Origin of the sequence: Salegentibacter lacus, assembly GCF_020164555.1 — a bacterium.
GTDB lineage: Bacteria > Bacteroidota > Bacteroidia > Flavobacteriales > Flavobacteriaceae > Salegentibacter > Salegentibacter lacus.
Genome location: NZ_JAIQZB010000014.1, coordinates 24,136 through 41,631, shown reverse-complemented (window position 1 = coordinate 41,631; position 17,496 = coordinate 24,136). Strand labels below are relative to the sequence as shown.

Annotated in this window: 17 protein-coding genes; 6 read left to right on the top strand and 11 right to left on the bottom strand. The window is 39.3% G+C overall.

Features of this window, described 5'->3' with window-relative positions; all coding sequences use genetic code 11:
- The 3 genes from LB465_RS12385 to LB465_RS12375 form a co-directional block, all read right to left on the bottom strand.
- Positions 1–1,071, bottom strand: coding sequence for an efflux RND transporter periplasmic adaptor subunit (locus LB465_RS12385; RefSeq protein WP_224470181.1), 1,071 nt, complete (start codon positions 1,069–1,071; stop codon positions 1–3).
- Between the two features lie 101 nt (positions 1,072–1,172).
- Entirely contained in the window at positions 1,173–2,528 is a 1,356-nt protein-coding gene (locus tag LB465_RS12380; protein WP_224470180.1) for a TolC family protein, read from the bottom strand.
- Between the two features lie 66 nt (positions 2,529–2,594).
- Positions 2,595–3,005: a MarR family winged helix-turn-helix transcriptional regulator gene (locus tag LB465_RS12375; protein ID WP_224470179.1), complete on the bottom strand. Its 411-nt coding sequence runs from the start codon at positions 3,003–3,005 to the stop codon at positions 2,595–2,597.
- A 1,448-nt stretch (positions 3,006–4,453) separates the two neighbouring features.
- Between LB465_RS12375 and LB465_RS12370 the strand changes: the two genes are divergently transcribed.
- From LB465_RS12370 to LB465_RS12345, 6 genes are all read left to right on the top strand, one after another.
- The gene (locus LB465_RS12370) at positions 4,454–4,801 is read left to right on the top strand and encodes a single-stranded DNA-binding protein (RefSeq protein WP_224470255.1); all 348 of its coding nucleotides are present in this window, start codon (positions 4,454–4,456) and stop codon (positions 4,799–4,801) included.
- Positions 4,802–4,877: 76 nt separating this feature from the next.
- Positions 4,878–5,327, top strand: coding sequence for a JAB domain-containing protein (locus LB465_RS12365; RefSeq protein WP_224470178.1), 450 nt, complete (start codon positions 4,878–4,880; stop codon positions 5,325–5,327).
- Positions 5,328–5,993: 666 nt separating this feature from the next.
- Positions 5,994–6,395, top strand: coding sequence for a BfmA/BtgA family mobilization protein (locus tag LB465_RS12360; RefSeq protein WP_224470177.1), 402 nt, complete (start codon positions 5,994–5,996; stop codon positions 6,393–6,395).
- 11 nt (positions 6,396–6,406) lie between these two features.
- Positions 6,407–7,438, top strand: a complete 1,032-nt coding sequence (mobB, locus tag LB465_RS12355; protein WP_224470176.1) for a MobB family relaxase — start codon at positions 6,407–6,409, stop codon at positions 7,436–7,438.
- A gap of 11 nt (positions 7,439–7,449) precedes the next feature.
- Positions 7,450–9,042, top strand: coding sequence for a type IV secretory system conjugative DNA transfer family protein (locus LB465_RS12350; protein WP_224470175.1), 1,593 nt, complete (start codon positions 7,450–7,452; stop codon positions 9,040–9,042).
- Positions 9,043–9,076: 34 nt separating this feature from the next.
- Positions 9,077–10,432, top strand: coding sequence for a Fic family protein (locus LB465_RS12345; RefSeq protein WP_037317149.1), 1,356 nt, complete (start codon positions 9,077–9,079; stop codon positions 10,430–10,432).
- Positions 10,433–10,461: 29 nt separating this feature from the next.
- On the opposite strand, the gene LB465_RS12340 is transcribed toward LB465_RS12345, so the two are convergent.
- The 8 genes from LB465_RS12340 to LB465_RS12305 all read right to left on the bottom strand — a co-directional run bounded on the left by LB465_RS12340 (position 10,462) and on the right by LB465_RS12305 (position 17,454).
- Positions 10,462–11,295, bottom strand: a complete 834-nt coding sequence (locus LB465_RS12340; RefSeq protein WP_224470174.1) for a DUF4138 domain-containing protein — start codon at positions 11,293–11,295, stop codon at positions 10,462–10,464.
- A gap of 11 nt (positions 11,296–11,306) precedes the next feature.
- The gene (gene traM / locus LB465_RS12335; RefSeq protein WP_224470173.1) at positions 11,307–12,290 is read right to left on the bottom strand and encodes a conjugative transposon protein TraM; all 984 of its coding nucleotides are present in this window, start codon (positions 12,288–12,290) and stop codon (positions 11,307–11,309) included.
- Positions 12,291–12,301: 11 nt separating this feature from the next.
- Complete coding sequence (locus LB465_RS12330; RefSeq protein WP_224470172.1) at positions 12,302–12,916, bottom strand: conjugal transfer protein TraK; 615 nt, start codon at positions 12,914–12,916, stop codon at positions 12,302–12,304.
- Between the two features lie 79 nt (positions 12,917–12,995).
- Positions 12,996–13,838, bottom strand: coding sequence for a hypothetical protein (locus tag LB465_RS12325; protein WP_224470254.1), 843 nt, complete (start codon positions 13,836–13,838; stop codon positions 12,996–12,998).
- 2 nt (positions 13,839–13,840) lie between these two features.
- On the bottom strand, positions 13,841–14,422 hold the full coding sequence (locus tag LB465_RS12320) for a conjugal transfer protein (RefSeq protein ID WP_224470171.1): 582 nt from the start codon (positions 14,420–14,422) through the stop codon (positions 13,841–13,843).
- 29 nt (positions 14,423–14,451) lie between these two features.
- Positions 14,452–16,854, bottom strand: a complete 2,403-nt coding sequence (locus LB465_RS12315; protein ID WP_224470170.1) for a TraG family conjugative transposon ATPase — start codon at positions 16,852–16,854, stop codon at positions 14,452–14,454.
- Positions 16,841–17,125, bottom strand: a complete 285-nt coding sequence (locus LB465_RS12310) for a hypothetical protein (RefSeq protein WP_224470169.1) — start codon at positions 17,123–17,125, stop codon at positions 16,841–16,843. The genes LB465_RS12315 and LB465_RS12310 overlap by 14 nt, the downstream gene beginning before the upstream one ends.
- A gap of 41 nt (positions 17,126–17,166) precedes the next feature.
- Positions 17,167–17,454 carry a hypothetical protein gene (locus LB465_RS12305; protein ID WP_224470168.1) on the bottom strand — a complete coding sequence of 96 codons (288 nt, stop codon included), beginning with the start codon at positions 17,452–17,454 and terminating at the stop codon, positions 17,167–17,169.
- Between the last annotated feature and the right edge of the window lie 42 nt (positions 17,455–17,496).

Sequence of the window (17,496 nt, the reverse complement as noted above, 5' to 3'; positions counted from 1 at the left end):
TTATCTTATTTGTGCAATTTCAGCTTTGCTGCTGTCTGATAAATTGATTTGACCGTTGGTTACCACCAGTTCACCTGCAGATAAGCCACTTTTCACTTCTATGTAATCACCCTGTTCAGTGCCCGTAACCAGTTTTCTTTTTTCCACCACTCCATTTTTAAATACAAATACAACTGGGTTTTTCACACCTTCCGCCAATGCGTTTTTGTTAATCATGAGCAGGGATCGATTTGTTGCTGAAACTGGAAATTGAACATTTACGTATAGACCTGCTTTTAACTGCATAGCACCGGTGTTGGAGATGTCAAGCTGCACAGTATAATTGTGGTTGTCATCTCCTTTAGGACTTACATAATTCACAATTCCAGTAAAACTTGCGCCGGGATAAGACTGGGAAGTGATGACAGCCTCCTGTCCTTTCTTTATGTGCAAAACCTGGCTCTCCGGCACACTTACATTGGCTTTTAAGCTATTCACATTGGTGATCGTTGCTATTGTGGCGCCAGTGGTAACATACTCTCCTGCTATTTTTAGCTTATCGGTAATCACACCAGCTGATGCAGCTGTAATCCTGGCTCTTTCAATTTGTGTACGTAGTTGGGCGGCTTCCAACTTCTTTGCATCCAATTCATATTTTGCATCTGTTACGGCATTGGCATTGGTGGCATTGCCGGCCAACAGTACTTTATTTCTTTCGTAATCGGAGGTAAGTTTGGTGATGGAAAGCATTGCAGCATCCAGTTTTTGTTGGTTTTCGGTAGCATCAATCTGCCCGATTACCTGACCTTTTTTAACTGATGTGCCCAACTCTATATCCAGACTGCTGATTGTTCCGGAGGTTTCTGCTGCTACACTGGCGTCATTCTCGGTAATTAGGGTGGCTGGCTGTGTAACAGAGTTATCAACCGTTTTCAATGAGACCGTATCTACGGTTACATTTACAGCGATATTGCTTCTGTCCACAGGTTGCTTCGCTTCATCCAACTTTTTTTTATTCGTCATCAATCCAATGATGATTGCAGCAGGCACCGATACAATCAGTATGATGGTAATAATTCTTTTCGTTTTCATGTGAGTATTTTAATATTTTTTAATGGCCACATAAAATCCCCAAATAATCATTCTTGTCGGGTGTGCATGTGTCCATGGGGATTTCATTTTTCGAAGTTGTTTTATTTTAATTCATCTAGAAAGTCGGTAATGGTGCCGGTTTTGTTATAATAGTTTAACCGGCCATTCAGGTAATCCAGCAATGTGCTGGTATAAGTAGTTCGTGCCTCTTTATAAGAATATTCTGCGTCCAGTAAAGAAGAAAGCGTAGTTGTTCCTTCCCTGTATTCAATAGTTGACGCATCCATCATTTCTTGTGCAAGCTGAAGGTTTTCTTTGCTTTTATTTAGACTGGTATAAGCATTCATAATTTGCGTGAAAGCATTTTCTACATCGAGTTTGTAGGTTTGCAGGTTGAGTGAGTTGGTTAGCTCTTGTGAGGCAAGGCTAAGTTTACTCTGCGCTAGTTGGCTTTTCTTTTTAAAGCCGCTAAAAATTGGAATAGTAGCCTGTAAGCTAATGGTAGCATAGTCAAACCAATTACCCATGGCTGGTAAAAACTCTGAACCAAAGGCATTGCCACCGTAATTTCCGTACATTGAAATGGATGGAAGAAAAGCGGCTTTCTTTTGTTGCACATCCAGGACCTGTAGCTCCAGGTTTTTTTGGTCAATGCGGTAATCAATAATATTATCCGGCTCTAATATTGAGGGAGCGGTGAGGCCTATATCCTCAACATCTACATTACTCACACTATCTTCAATACTAATAGAGGCTTCAAGCTCAAGACCCATGCTGTTTTTGAGGGTGTTCAATGCAAGTTGGTATTCATTGTCGTTAGCCTGAATTTCTAATTGTATGTTGTTGTAATTAACCCTTGCCTGGTCGTACTCACTTTTCTTTACCACGCCCTGCTCGTAACGCAGTTTCAAAATATCTACCATCGTTTCATATTGCTTTTCGCTTTCTTTCAGCAATCTTCCCTCTTCAGCATACTTTAAAGCCTGATAGTATGCCGATGCAGTATTGTAAATAAGCGTTTGGTTTTGTTTCAATACATTCAGGTCGGTAATTTCTTTATCAATCTTTGCCGATGTAATATCCAACGATAAACTTTTATCAAACAGGTTTTGCTCTGCCTGGATATACGCTGAATTAGTGAATTTGTTACCCATTTGCAGCTCTGTTTCAGTAGGTGAAAAGCTGCCTGCAGGTATAATGGTTGTTTGAAGTTTGATGTTGTAGTCAAGTCCCACGCTTCCATAAACAGACGGCAAAAAAGAAGCTTTGCTTTCCCTAATTTCTTCTTCTGCCGATTGCGTCGAGTATCTTGCAATTGTACTACTGGGGTGATGTTGCAAGGTATAATTGATACTTTCTTTCAAAGAAAGAACCTGACTTTGTGCGTTGGCCTGATAAGTACCTAAGTAAACTGCGACTACAAGTAGCATATATTTAAGGGAGAAGTAATTGGGCATATTACCGATTATTATAGTTGATTTAAAAGAATGTTGATTTTGTCAATTAATTGGGTAAAAAAAATGTTACACCTGTGCTTTCATTATATCCAGGACCGATTCAAAAATCTTCAAATCTTTTTCCGATACATTTTTTAGAAGGCTATTGAAAATGTCAGCTTCAATTTTTCTAAGCTTCTCGACCATCTTCCTGCCGTCTTTGGTAAGGACAATTGTTTTTTTACGCCTATCCTCGCTATCGGGAATACGTACTACCAGTTTTTTTCTTTCTAATACATCTATTTGCCTGAGAATTGCTGATTTATCCTTGTTCATTATACTGGCGAGGTCCTGCTGGATTATATTGTCTTTGTCATATAGAATGTTTAGCATGATGAAGTACTCCATCGAAAGCTCATGCCCTTTTTCCATAACGGATTTATCGATCAGCTTGCCAATAGATTTTATTACTTCACTCATTTTAAAACCTATGTTCATATGAAATAGTATTGAAAGACAAAGGTAAAATTAATTAGTTGAGATTTGCAACTAATTTTTTAAAATTTTGAAGGCTATTAATGAGGGGGCTTTCCGCATCTTTGGTCCACTAAATATAGATAAAAGGTACTTCAAGGTGATAATCAGGAGGGTTGTCGTGAACTGTTAGTTCAAATAGGTGAAGTAGAAGGAATAGGAATATCAAAAGGAATTGTTAGTTCGGATTATGTCCATATGCATATTTAATATGTTCCTAAACTTAATGTAAGTAATATACTGGAGAAGTTTAAAGGGCGAAAGTCTAGAGAACTTCAATAAGAATTCCAAAACGATATTGAAGGATGAGATGGTTAATGATTATCGGGATCATTATCGTGAGGTTCAAGTGACGATTCCAATTTATATTGGAATAGCTTTGTTGGATTTTAAACCCTGGGAGAAAAACCTCTGCACTTTAAGTGAAGAGTGGTTTAGTTTATGACTTAACGTTCAAAGTTTGTTCGCTGTTTTACCCCTTAACTGATATTATTCTATTTCAAGAATGATTGGTGATATTTGGAAGAATATTTTCCGGACGAGTGACCCACGCAATATTCAACGCTTATATTGAGTATTTGGAACCCCGGAAAAAAATTCCTTTTATAAATTTTATCCACTTTTTTCGTGACTTTCTGAAAAATTAAATCTTTGTCTTTTAAAGTCAATTGATTCCATTTTAGATTGGAATAATTCGTAACTATAATTTACCCACTAACTTATTTTTCACTCTATTACGGTATTTGCGTAGGGAATTAAATGAGCCGTGGGCATTTCCTAATACTACCAATTACCTTATCATTTTAAGTCTACAGTGAATTCGATTTAAAGTGGATGATCCGTTTGTATTGATCGGTCAGCACATTCTCCCTAATTTCGCGAAAAGCTCCATTACGGAGAAAGAGCTTCCCTTGAAGTCTTGGACACTATTCCCAATTTCTCCTTTTCATTTCGTTAACTCTTCTGGTGTTCTGGTAAGGATCACTTCATTCCCAATCCGAAATAGGGAATGGAGTCCGCCCCATCGGAAATTCATTCCTGCATTTACTTCGCTTCCGGTTGCTTTTCAATTTCAGCCTTTCCATTTCCTTCCCGGCCGTAGCTGTCCCTACCTTTTTTGTAATGCAAAATACCAATATTTAGAAGTTAGTCCAGGTTGCATAAGCCAGTCGTCCCTCCTTTTTATAAACCTTCCCTAATTCTAAATATTGAAAATGTATCAGCATCAAAAAAGGTAACAGCAAACGGCTCTATAAGAAGTAAATCAATTAATAAAAATTATGAAATCATTTCAAAACAACATACCCGGTAGCGAAGTAAAAAAATCAAAAAAGGAAAACGCTCCGGATATAATAAGTAAATCAATGTTTAATCAACCTGCAAAGAAAAGCAGGTTTCTAAATCTTTTAATTATGAGTAATCTAAGAAACCAAGTACAGTTAATTGGAAATGTGGGAAACGCTCCCGAAACAAAGAATTTTGAAAGCGGTAAAAAGGTATGCAGCTTTTCATTGGCTATCAATGAATATTACCACAAAGACGGGGAAAAAGTGCAACAAACCGACTGGCACAATGTAGTGGCCTGGGGAAAACAGGCAGAGCTTATCGAGAAATATGTCGATAAAGGTAAAGAAGTAGCTATCCGTGGCAAACTGACTTCCAGATCCTATGAAACCCAAAGCGGGGAAAAACGATTTGTTACCGAAATTTTGGTAAATGAAATCTTATTCCTTGGAAATAAGGAAAACGCAGACCAGTAATTTTTAAAAACAAAGAGGGCGTACCCTTCGAAAGTAGAGCCCTCTTTTAATTATTAACCCTTTAAATAAGCTAATAATGAAAACCAAAGTTAATGAAATTGCGATAAGCTACAGCGGAAATATAAAAACAAATTTACTTCCAAAAATAAACAGTTCCAGCTGTGCGGCAGCATTGGCATTTGAACAGTGGAATAAAAATAATATTGAATTGCAGGAAACCTTTAAAATTATACTGCTCAATAATGCCAATAGGGTTAAAGGAATCTATGAAGTTTCTAATGGAGGTATTACCGGGACCCTGGTCGATGTTCGAATCTTATTCGCAGTAGTATTAAAATCCTTAACTACGGCAATAATCTTATTGCACAATCACCCCAGCGGAACCCTCAGACCAAGTGAAGCCGATAAAAGCCTGACAAGGAAAATTAAAAATGCTGCAACATTTTTTGATGTTAAAGTCCTGGATCATATTATTCTTATTCCTGACGGTAATTACTACAGTTTTGCAGATGAAGGAATTCTATAATTTTTTAATTTTCAAACCGGATTTTTAAAACACTTCTATTATTTAGAGGTGTTTTTTTAGGCTCAAATATTCCTCAATAAATCACTATAAACAAAGCAGTTTTTTAGCATAAAAGATAAAAAAAATAGCTTAGTTGGTTGTGCTCAAAAATAAGGAGCATTTCACTCTCAATTTAAGTAAAAAAGGAAAATCCGCTGTTACCTGGATTTTCCTTTCTATCATTAAATGAAAAATTCAAATGATATAGAAAAAAGTTTATTCATTAGGTATTCTTTGCCTTGATTTTATAAAAAAAATGTATCTTTATTACGCTGATCTTCAGCATTCAAATTTACGCAGGTGTATCCATTTTGACTTTCGCCGATAACCTGCACATCAAAAAATTATTAATCCGGAAATTTTTTCCGGGAATTGGCAAGTGGCTTTTGACTGTCTATCAAGACAGAAAACAGACCAAATTGTACGGAATTTTTGTCCCGCGCTGCGGGACGAAAAGGAGTAGCAAGAGGGTAACACGCTTCGCGATGTTAAGCACTCCTTTTTGTTTTTAAATAACTGTAAATCAGTTGTTTAAAATTTATTTAAATTCCTGAGTTTAAGCAATTTGCGACAAATGCCCTGCCAGCGCCCATTTTTAGGGAAGAATTTGCGACAAATCGGCGAATTATGGACTCATTTATCGGCATCAGGTTTAAAAAAGAAACGGCAAAACGTTTTCAGGAATTTTCAAGAACACACTTCAAATCACACACCGAAGCCCTGGAAACAATGCTCGACTTTTTCTTTTATAATGAGATTTCCCCAAGAGAAAAATTAGGGCCTACAGGTAGGACTATCGAAGCTTCTTTTAAGAAACGTATCAATGCGGTTATTGCCATTATGCGTGATATGGAAAAAACGCAAACTAAACCCACCGCGGCGATGGTCGCCTCACTTTTCCAAACCGAAGCACCTCAAAAGAAACCACTCATCCTGGAAAAGAAAATCCTCCGAGAGAAAAAAGATGGTGTTCCGAAACAGGAACAAGGTGGTTTGGGTGAAAAGAAATTTTCGGATAATAACCTGTAAAATTTCTTGCTATGTATATCACTATCACTCCCCAAAAGTTGGGCGGGAATTATTCCCAAAGTTCCTCAGGTTTTGTTAGTTACCTTGAAAAAGAAAATGAAGGCCTGGAAGAAGGGGCAAAGGAACATTTTTTTAATCAATATGAGGATGTCATCACCCCGGGGGAAGTCGTCAAAGAAATTGATAACAATACCGCTAAGCTCAAGAAGAAAGAACCGAAGTTCTATTCCATTACGGTTAGCCCTTCCAAATACGAATTAAAACGCCTGCAAAACAGTAGCAAGGATGTAAAAAGGTATACCCGGGAACTGATGAAGGATTATGTGGCCTGCTTCAACCGGGAAATAGATGGCCGCCCGATAAATATTAATGATATTAAATATTACGCTAAAATTGAACATAGCCGGAGTTTTAAGGGTACCGATCGCCAGGTTCGCGAAAACCAGCCATATGCCACTAAAATTCTTCAACTTAAAAGTGAAGTCCGAAAAATAGAAACCGGGCTGATGCAGAGAAGTATTCAAAAACGGGAAAAGGAAATTGAGAAACTGGAAGCCCGGGCACCACACCGGCAAGATGGTAAGCGAATCGTCCAGGGAATGCCCAAAACAGGAAATCAAAGCCATATCCATATTATTGTGAGTAGAAAAGATGCCTCCAATTTGGTTAGCTTATCTCCGGGTAGTAAATACAAAGCTTCGGAAGTTAACTTTAATGGCAAAACCGTTAAACGAGGTTTTGACCGAGACCGCTTTTTTGAAAAGGCGGAAAAGACCTTTGATAAAACCTTCGGTTACCAGCGCAATTTTGTGGAAACCTATACGGCACGAAAGGAATTTATCAAAAAGCCGAACCACTATTTTAATGCAATACTAGGATTGCCCAATAATGAAAAAGCACTTGCTTTTAAGCTCATCCGGGAATCGGGCATCCCGATGATTCCCAGCATTCCAACCTCGCAGGCACAACTTGCCCTCAAAATTTTTAACAGGCTCAAAAAAGGGGTAGAGGTAGCCGTTAAATCAAGTTCAATTGGAATTTAATTTTAAAAGTTATGGACATAGAAAATCTTGTTAGACTGCTTCTGATCATCGGGCTGGTAAGCATATTGTTCTATATATGTTTTAGGCTCATCAACCGATTTGCTTTTGTTTTGAATCTATTACTAATGACGGCTCTTGGCATTTATGGAGTCCAGGATAACCAATGGATTCCGGCTTTGTTATTCCTGGGGTGTCCGTTGCTCCTGATCAATACCCTGATGTATGTTTTTTTACATAAGGATCAGGATAATAAAAAGATCGATAGAAAATACCAGGTCGGTTTTGCAACCAACAAAGGAAAATTTAAACTGGAAAATATTAAACGGGGTGCTTCCGTTATTGGTTCTGCCGGAAGCGGGAAGACCGAAAGCGTGGTGTATGGCTTTTTAAAACATTTTCAAAAGGAAAATTTTTGTGGTGTCATTCACGACTATAAAGACTTTGAACTTACCGAAATGGCCTATCCGCTTTTTAAAGACCGGGAAATTCCTTTTAAGGTTATTTCATTTGATAAAATCATCCATCGGGTGAATCCCATCGCTCCACGATACCTGGAGAACGAGGAAAGTGTAAATGAAGTTTCCCGAGTACTGGTAGAGAACCTCCTGGAGCAACGGGAGTCCGGAACTTCGGGAACTACAAAATTTTTTAATGATGCCGCTGAAGGTTTGATCGGGGGACTGATCTGGAAATTAAAAACGGATTACCCCAAGTTTTGTACCCTCCCACATCTTATCGCTATTTATCAGTTTTTAAATACTGATAGCCTTATCCAGTTTTTGGAAACCAATACAACTTCCCGTGCAATGGCCGATGCCTTTATTAGCGGGAAAGATTCTGAGCGGCAAACGGCCGGTGTAAAAAGTACCCTGGCCAATGCCCTTAAAAGGATCAGTACCCAGCAGATTTTTATGGTGCTTTCTAAAGATGAGGTTCCGCTTCATATTAATAGTGAGGAAAACCCTGCAGTTATTTCCGTAGTGAACAACCCAAAATACGAAGCTTCATACTCACCAGTCATAGCCACGATCATCCATACCATTACTAAACAAATGAGTGTTCGTAATTCCAAAGCTTCTTTCCTACTGATGGAAGAAGCCCCCACCCTTCGTTTGTTGAATATGCACCGGATCCCGGCAACCCTGAGGAGTTATGATATCGCTACTATTTATGTAATGCAGGATAAGATCCAAAACGATATGATGTATGGGGATAAAGCCAGTAAGGCTATTTTAAGCAATTTGTCCTATCAGTTTTTTGGAAAGGTGAACGATCCCGATACTGCCAAATATTATGAGCGGTTTTTTGAGATTGTGAAAAAACCTACTACCAGTGTGAATCGCGGGTACAGCCTCGATTTTGATACTCGGGTAACCACCGGAGAGAAGGAAATCCCAAAAATCCGTGCCGATGTTTTCTTTCGCCTGAACCAGGGGGAATTTATAACCTATGCAGATGGAAAAGATAAAAAGGTACAGTTTAGATTGCAGAATATTAGGCGCGATCTGCCTTCGGCTAAAGATCAAAAACCTTATTCCAAAGCTGATTTGGAATCTAATTTTGAGCGGGTGTATAAGGAGGCCAGGTCTATATTTGACCAGTAATTATAAGTATATTTGTGGCGTTAAAATCTTTTTTATGAGTGAGACCAACCGTATAGAATATAAAAGGGAGCTTTCCGATGGTTTGGAGAAAGAAGTTGTTGCTTTTTTAAATTATCGTGAAGGCGGTATTATCTATATAGGGATTGATAAGGAAGGAAGAACTTTTGGGGTGAAAGATCCTGATAGTGTACAATTGAAAATTAAGGATAGGGTAAGGAACAATATACGGCCTTCTGCACTTGGGTTATTTGATATTGTAACTGAGGAACGGGATGGGAAAGATATTCTGAAAATTATCGTAGCAAGCGGTTCAGAAAAACCTTACCATCTCAAAAAATTTGGAATGAGTGAAAAAGGTTGTTTTATACGGCTTGGTTCTGCGGCAGAGCCTATGTCACAAAAACTCATTGAAGAACTTTTTGCCACACGTACACGAAATTCTATCGGAAAAATAAAAGCACACCGGCAGGATTTAAGGTTTGAACAACTTCATATATATTACCAGGAAAAACAAAAGCCCCTCAACAAACAATTCAGAAAAAATTTAGAGCTAACTACGACAGGAGGTGACTTGAATTATGCAGCATATTTATTAGCAGATGAAAATAATGTTTCTGTTAAATTGGCTAAGTATAAAGGGAATACACGGGTCGATTTAGTTGAAAGTAATGAATATGGTTACTGCTCTTTAATAAAAGCCACTAAGAGCGTATTGGATAAAATGAACTTGGAAAATCGAACGATTACCAAAATCACCCATAGTGAACGAAAAGAACGTCGTCTTTGGAATGCCATTGCACTGCGGGAAGCCATTATAAATGCCTTTGTCCATAATGATTACACTCGTGAAATAGCTCCAAAGTTTGAAATTTTTAGTGATCGGATAGAAATCACTTCTGCAGGTTCTTTACCGGATGGCTTAAGTAAAAATGAATTTTTTGAAGGTTTTTCGATTCCCCGCAACAAAGAATTAATGCGCATTTATAAAGACCTGGATTTGGTAGAACAACTTGGATCGGGGATCCCCAGAATATTAGAATCCTATAGTAAAGATTCCTTCCGTTTCTCCGAGAACTTTTTACGAATGGTTTTTCCAGCTTCAGAAGAAGTTTTTGATAAAACTACTAATGAAACCCCGCAAGTAACCCTGCAAGAGACCCCGCAAGTCACCCCGCAAGTTCAAGACCTCTTAAATGTGATTAATGGTGAAGATAGCAGAAGTGAGTTGCAATATCATTTAGGACTTTCCGATAGAGAAAATTTTAGAAAAAATTATTTGCAACCTGCACTTGCCGAAGGCTTGATTGAAATGACCATTCCCGAGAAACCACAAAGTAGTAAACAGCGTTATAGGCTGACTGCCAGGGGTGCAAAAGCCAGAAAAATTTAAACTTTTAAAGTCGGAATTTTTCAAAATTATCAATTAGGATTATTAATAAACCGATGGGAGATCTTTAGTTTTAAATTACGTTCCCCATCCTTTTCATTAAGTTCCAATATCGCCCTCCTTTCTTTAGACAAGGAAAATTTTGGCATCACATAAACCAATCTTACCGTTTGTTTTTTTCCAATCTTAGCCGGCAAGTTGTACTTGAAAACCGGATCCTGGTATAAGCGTTGTAAGGATTTCTTCTTTCCCTTTTTGCGGGTTTCAATCGCCAGGTTTAAGAAATTAAGATCATAATCCAGGCTGGATCTATTCTCAATTTCGATCACAAAATAGAGCTGCTCCTTATTAAAAACGATATTCTCAACACTTAAAATAATATCGTTCTTGCGTTTTTTTATGCGGCCTATGCGTTGCTTTTTACTCAGCAGGTAGCTGCAGAATCTGCGGTAATGACCTTCCTTCTTGTTTAAGTTCTTTTGCGGTTTTTTGTCCTTAACTGAATCCTTGACAACTGGCTTTTCTTTTCCAATACTTTCCGCTTCAGGGATAAAATAGTTCAGCCGGGAAAGCTGTTTTTTATACTTCAGGATATAGGAGAATACCGAACCATTTGTTCCGATAACAAGTAAATTACTTTCTCTGCCGGGCTTGGCCTGCAGCAGTCCGAAGTGTTGCTGCTTTTCCCGGTTATAAGTGAAGACAAAATGCTCAGCACCGGTAATACCCTGGCTGATTTCCTCAGAAAAAAATAGCGCGACATTCTTATGCTCATTAGCGTAAATAGTGTCCAGCTTTTCTTGGGCTTGTGCACTGGTGAAAACTATCACCAGTAAAGCGGCTGTTGTTAAAAGATAATTTTTCATAAGAATTGTTTTTATTGGTTAGCTGTTGCCCAGTTTCCTTTGGTTTTACTGGCTTTTAGTAGTAGTCTGTAATTATTAAGGATGGTCACTTTTACGTTTCTGTTATTCCTTCTGAATACTTTGCTTATTCCACTGACTTGTGGTACGCTCGGAATATTGATATCGCTAATCACATCATCCAGCACTTCCGTGGTTATTTCCGCCCGTAAATTATTCTCTATGTAAATACCTTCGCTACCATCTTCAAGGTCAAAAGCTTTTAGGCTGGTTGGGTGGTTATTAATATTTTCAATCTCAATTAGGACACGATTAGGTTGAAAACTGACAAAGCCAAAAATCGGGGTGTTTTTAGGTATAAGTTTATCACCGATCCTGGCAGGCTGGGCAAGCCGCATTCGAAGCCTGGAATTGGCTTTGACTACCTGGGTGCCATCGACCACCACTTTAATTTCCTTATCTGTTGTTCCAGTGAAATTTTCGGATTTCATAGGAGCAGAGGCAAAGAATAATTGATGTTCCAATCCCATTTCTTTGGTCTCCATTTCTCGCGCTTCCCGGCTTTCAGCACTATCTCCTTTTGATGCTCTTTGAATTGGGGATGGCCTGTTATTTTCCGGTGTGGTGGTCTGCCGGGTTTGCGATAGGTTTGCTATTTGCATTTGCCGTGCTTTTCCCAGCTCATAAATACTATCGATCTTGCGTTTTTTCTCTTTTTCCAAAAACTCGGTATCGTAATAGCCTAAAGAGTCTAAAAACGTTTCATCATAAATACTTGGCGCATTCTTTTCCCGAACTTCTTTAAGGTTGTCAATAGCCTCCAGTTTAGAATCATAGGTTTCCTGGCTTTCTTCTTCCAGGGTCGGAACCTCGGTTTGCCGTAGGTTTTCTTGTTGCTCGTCATCGTCCCAGGTGATCATTAAGGTATAGGTGACAAGAAAAATCACAATGACCACAAGTACGCTGATAAATACGATCTTGTTTTTTTCTATTTTCATCTGTTGTAGTTTTAATTTTGCGGGGAAATTTTTCTTAAGCTGTTTTCAAAATAATCTGTGATGAGTAGCCCGTGGGGGTTATTTGGGAAGTGGCGATCTACGATGAGCAGTTTTCCCGTGGAAACCAGCTCATAAGTATCGACAATGCTGCCCCGGTTGATCTCGAAAATCACCGTGGTCCTAAAATGATAGGAATCTTCCCTTTCTTCAAGCTGGGATTCAATACTCATTACCTTTTGAACCAGCGAATATTGCAATAAGCGGTTGTACACCCCATCGGCTTTCTTTTGCCTGTAAAGGTTATCTATCGAACTATTGCCCAGCCATAATGCTTTTTCCAGGTTTTTCTCATAGTTGCTGGCATCAATATTATAGAAATAGGTGTGAAATAAATCCAAATGGGCCAGGGCTTCTACTCGGAAGTTTTCTTTTTGGGTCACTAGTTTTAAAGGAATAATACTGCCGTCAGTATTAATGGCAAAGGCACTGTTCAAGGCTTTGTTTCTTGTTGAAATGGCCATCCAAATGGCAAAAACACTGCAAAGCATCGCGCAAAGCACTACGGCCAGAACGATAAAGCGGTTGAGCTTTAATATCGAATAGATATTTTTATATGGTGTTTTCATTTTTGAACTATTTTTTTATGACTAAATTGGTTATATCGAAGCTTCTTAAGAGAACCATTTTAAATGCCCTTTATGGGCCTCACGTGGTGAACAATCTTAGGGTAAATGAAATGGCCCGCCGGTAGAGTTTGAATTTTAAAAACACGATAAAAACTATCGAACCCATTTCTACAACTGGGGCGAAAAAACCGCTTCCGTAATCCGTACCGAATAGGTTTTCCCAAAAATTGGTGTTGATTTCCGTATAAAGGGCGTTGATAAACACATTAACCAGGAAGAATGCAGGCACCAGCATATATACCGCTGCATACAACCGGAAAAATCCATAGGCCATCGAACGGAATTTTTCAAATACCGCCAGGCTAAGCACTAGCGGAAAAAAAGCCTGCATAATTCCAAGCAGGAAGTAGCGCTCCGCAAGGAATAAGGGATAAATGAATAAATCCAGAATCCATAAAAACAGGCTGATTAGAAAAGCAAAGGTTTTAAAGCCGTATAGGGGAGTCACCAGGGCTTCATAAAGTAAGGCCATGGCTTTACGCATAGCCCCCATAGGGGAGACATCTTGTTCTATTGGAATCTCCTGCATCTGAAGGGGGAGCAGGGCAGGGGCTGTATCGCGGTACTGGTTTTCAATAGCCACAAGAATGTTATCAAAGAATCCCAGGATTTGGGTAGAGAAAATAACCAGCAGGACCACCGCAAAGTTCTTAGCCAGATCCCCGGGTGAAAGCCCCCAGGTATAGCCCTGCCTATCAGCTACCCCTTCATTATACTTTTTAAGGATGTTAACCAAAAAGAAAAGTACCGCCAACGTCTTCATGCCAACAATGGTATAGCGGGAAAACTCGCTTTCCTGAATGGTCTGGAAAACGCTATCGATATATTCGACACCTACGGTCAATATGATTACCCCTTCCATCATCAAAAGCTTGTTTCCCGGTTATTGATCTTATCCTGCATCTTCCTAAAAGAAATGATCTCACGGTAACGCTTGGTCTTCAGCCGCACATCGGTGACCATTTCTTTAGACTCGAGTTCTTTTTGTTTTAAAACTTCGGCCCGCTCGGCATCACTCATTTTTAAATGATCACTCGATAAGATCTCATCAATAAAGCTTGCGGTCTCCAGGGAGTTATCTACCACGGCACTGAAGGATTCGGTCACCCGGCTTATTTCGTCGGGTTTGATGTAAGGGGAATTCAAAATATCCCGAAGGTCATCCTGCATTACCGCAATAAGGCGCTGATTGTTACGGCCGATCTCACGAACAGCTTTTAAATCCTGCACCACACTATTGACCTTCTCAATATTTTCTTTCTGTGCTTTTAAGAAATTGACGGTCTTGACCAGGTTGGCGGTTTGCTTGGCTGATTCCACCAGGGATTTAACCAGGCTGACAAAGTTCGTATTATCATACACCGGCATCCCCTGGCAGGCAGCGCCTGCAGGCAGGCATAAAACAAGGGCCAATGTAAATACTAAAGTTTTGCGATTGTTTTTCATATTTAAGAGTTTTAAAATTTTATGAGCGTTTAGGACTTCCTGGTGAATTCCTTGATAGCCTTTTCCATATTTTTTGTCTCATTATAAATGGCCAATATGGCCTCGTTTTCGGTGCCGTCGGTGAGGTAGGCAGCATAGACTTCAGGTGGTACTTCTAGGCGGAAAATGTTGCTTTCCTTGCCGATCTTAATGAAGATCTCGGTGTACTTCCGTTTCCCGGTCAAATTATTCCTGATCGATTTTAACTGGTTGAAATCGTGGCTGGAAAGGCTTAAGCGCTTGCCCAGTTCTCCATAACCTTTTTCATTGTTCAGGCTGTAGATCACCTGAGTATTTTCTAGGATACTTGACGAAGTCGCATTATTAGGAAGCTGATTTATGGATTGTAAGATAATTCCAATGGCTCCGTTCTGTTTACGGATCGCCTGATAATAGAATTCCACGCTTTCCAGGACATTTTTAAACTTGAGTTGTTTGGCAAATTCGTCAAAAAGGATGATCCCTTTTTCAGCACGGTTTTTCCAGATGGTGCGCTGTATGGCCGACTTAATCAGTTTGAGCATTACCGAAAGGATCTCTTTATTGTCCTTGACTTCATCGAGTTCAAAGACAATTAGCCGCTTTTCTTCGATCTTGTAAGTTTGATCTTCGCTAACTTCAAATAAGAAGCTGTATAGGCCATCGCCGACATACTCCGAAAGCACGTGCAAAAAGCTAGTGATATTAAAGTAGTCGGGATGGATTTTAAGGATCTCCAGCAGCTCATCTTTTCGCTGCTCGATAAATTGGTAGAAACTATCTAAAGAATGGTTCTCAGTTGCGTTTTGGTAATAGTAGCGGAGAATCTTTTTTATGGCTACGGATTGCGCTTTGTCCACTTTTAAATCAGAGGCAAACAGCTCCAATAAGAACACCGATAGATCCTCCAACCGTTCGGGGCCTACATCATCGGCATTGGATATATAAAAAGGATTAATCCCTAAGCTCTTACCACTTTCGTAGCGTAAAACGGTGTATTGTTCGGGATAGAGCTTTGCGAACTTGGTATAAGATCCTCCCAGGTCGATAATGACCAGCCGGACCCCATTTTCAAAATACTGGCGAAGAATGTTATTGGCCAAAAAAGATTTCCCTTCACCGGTTGGGGCGAAGATGGCAAAATTGCGCGCCTTGATTCGTTTCTTCTGCTCATCCCATACATCTTTTAGCACAGGAATATTATGCTCGCGATCATTAAAAATGATACCGGTAGGGTCTGTTTTATAATTGGTGTTATTGATAAACAGGCACAAGGCATGTTTTAAATCGGTCACATAAAGATCTTCATCGGAAAAATTGGAAGAGTGGCAGCAATAGCTATTAAGCAGGTAATTCTTTCGTTCTTCCCCTCGTGGGGCGTAAGTGATGATATCCAGTTCTTTAAACTCTGCTTTAATCTTAGAGGCAATGCGCTCCAAATTATCGGGTTCACGATCCCAAAAGACTACATTGAGATGGCCACGGATAATCCGCGCGTTATCATCGCTATTAATCTTTTCCAGGATTTCCTGAATCTTTCCAAGCACAACCTTATTCTGAGAGCCAAAATTGGAACTTTTGCTAAGTTCTTCTACTTTTTTATCCAGTAGCTTGCGCCACTTATGTTTATCATCCAGGTAGAGGATCTGGTTGACTATATGGTTTTCCTTTAAATGAAGCCCCAGCCCATCAATAAACCCCTGGTGAAATACAAAATCATCGGATGTGAATTTCTCATTGGTCTTGCTCGACTGTACCCTTTCGCCAAAGCACAGCTCGCTATTGATAGCCAGGGCATCAAAATAATTATCCCCAGTTTGAATATGTTGTTTTTCGAGTAGGATATCGGTATCGAAACCCTCATTGAAACCATTAAAATATTCGGTAGTGAGATTGGTGATTTCTTCTGGTTGGAATGCTTTTATAGAAACCTTTCGGCTGTTAGCGATAAAAGAAACACAATCGTTTACCGAGCCGGTAAAGCTTTTAAGGTTGGCATCCAGTTCCCTGACAATGTCTTTGGAGACTTTTCGAAAAGGGTTTACGTATTTGGAGTTGTTTAAAGCTTTATTCTTGGTCAGGGTGAAGAATAATAAGGAGATGTGTTCCATAAACACTCTATCTTTAAAATGATCCCGAGTGGCCTTTTCTAAAAAGGTTTTATCGGGCAAGTCGGCTGCAGTAAATGCTTTTTTCTCATAGATATCTTGTTTATGAACCACCGTACCGACCGGTAGGGATTTAAGCGCCTGGAACCAGGTGGCGTGCAGGTCTTCAAAATCTTTTTCCGATAAAGAATAAATTTCAGGTAGGTCCAGCTGGTAACATAGCACAACGTTACCATTTCTGGAGAAAATAATATTATCCCGGATGTCGGCAATTGGCCAGTGGGTGGAAAGCTTAATCTTTTTCATAATCGATACCGGAGTTTCTTTTATTACTGATCATTTTTGGAAATGCCCCTGTCATCTGTAGAAATTCCAATAGCCTGCTGATACGGTTTAACCCGATATATAAGAATGCATTAAAGAGCAGGGCGCTGATAATCACACCCAGGCTGAAGGAAAATATAATTACCAACAAGGAAGCGATAATTGAAAGCATCATTAGTGCAAATAGGGGAAGGGAAAGCCCAAAGATGATGGCACCCTTCCGAATGTTCTTATAAGGTTCGTACTTTTTCATAATTGTTCCTTTATTTTTTTAAATGTCGCTTAGCGACCGACTTAAACTACAATGCTGATCAAATAAGTGAAGATGCCTACCACGGCGCCCGCAATAAGTACAAAGACTAACACCCGGGTTATTCCTTTTTTGAGATCGGAGTTTTCCCCAAAGAAGTGGCCGGCATTAAAGAGAAAACCGACCAGGAAGATTATCCCTAGGATAATGGGAAATATATTCCTTATGGTATCAGAAATATCGGCTACGGAATCTTCGATCCCACCGATTTGCGCAAAAACGCTCGAAGAAAGCAACGATAAAAAAGTTGCCAATAGAATGGATTTTTTCATAACGGAAAGTTTTAAATTTTTGATTCGATTTCGTTATGAGAA